A 1,271-nucleotide genomic window follows, 5' to 3' on the forward strand; every position below is an offset into this window, starting at 1 on the left:
CGGCTGGGGCTGGAAGGATAATTATTTGGCTTAATTGAGGTCCAATTTTATGAATTCCACCTCGGGAATAATCAAATATAAAAAGGAAAGTCAGCCCGATCAATAGAAGCAGTAATACTTTACTCGCTTTCATGTTTTATTTCCCCCGTTGGCACAATGACATATTTTTCCAAAATCCAGGAACCCAACAGAAAGATGACGAAAAAGCTCAGAAAGAATGCCAGCGTGGTCGGTCCGTGGATTTTGATGGCTTGAAGAGCGGAGACGTCTCCTAAATATTGCCAAATTCCAGAAAGATACCAACCATTTAACTGGAAGTTGGGAACAAAGGAAAGGTAAGGAACAAGCAGCCCAGAATAACGGATTATAGCCCAACCGGTCACAAGGAAGGTCCAGATGCTGATTAACCACCCTCCATAACGAAATACACGCCCAACCAAATAGGCAAACTGGCTTAAAATTGCCACCAGGATAGAAATGATCGATAAAATTATCCCGAGCTGCCACAAAACTTGATTGGGAATGGGTTCTAAAAGGGCAATCTTACTAAACATAATGACTCCGATAAATATCACTACAATGAAGATAACCGTTTCGATCCATATCGTAAGTAGTTTAATGCTGGTCAGGGTAATCCCTTTCACCGGCAGCGAAAGAAGGTGCGTAATAGTTTTCTTCCGCCATTCTTCTCGAAGCATATAAAACCCACTGACCAAGGCATAAAAGGGAAGGAAAATGATAGGAAGAAAACTTAAAACAAAGACCAGGGTTATATCCCATGAATCCCGACGGAGATAGAGATACAGGTCCCAGAGTATAACCAGAGAAAGAAGGAGAATTATGCTTCCTAAAGAATTCTTTAGTTCACCTTTGAATATTGAGCCAAACTTTGATTTCATTTCTTCACCCGGTGTTTTAAGACGACACTCATTTAAATTTTTCTTAACCTTTTGAGCTTTTGGTATTGATTAACCAAACCACCAGATAGGTTAAAAATAGGGGTGCTATAATGAAGCACCCCTATTGCTTTTTATTTCCAACTTAAGGTAATAGTTTAACCTATTTTGAATAATATCTGAATATGATTCTATAAAATTATCGGAAATGTTCAATAATCCATTCCCATTCTGAATGGCGTGATCCGATAAATATGGAAATTGTTTCTCTCTTTCCATAACTCTTTCTGGAAAAAGGCCCCTTATACTGCTTCACGGTTTGAGATGATAAAGAAAAATATTTTTCTTATAACTGCCATTACGAGGAGGCCAACC

Annotated in this window: 1 protein-coding gene; it reads right to left on the reverse strand. The window is 38.8% G+C overall.

Going from position 1 to position 1,271, the window contains the following annotated elements:
* Nucleotides 1-119: 119 nt before the first annotated feature.
* Nucleotides 120-899, reverse strand: a complete 780-nt coding sequence (locus PLK24_RS06890; protein WP_324477592.1) for an ABC transporter permease — start codon at nucleotides 897-899, stop codon at nucleotides 120-122.
* Between the last annotated feature and the right edge of the window lie 372 nt (nucleotides 900-1,271).

Origin of the sequence: Atribacter sp. (assembly GCF_035418125.1) — a bacterium.
Taxonomy (GTDB): Bacteria; Atribacterota; Atribacteria; order Atribacterales; family Atribacteraceae; genus Atribacter; species Atribacter allofermentans.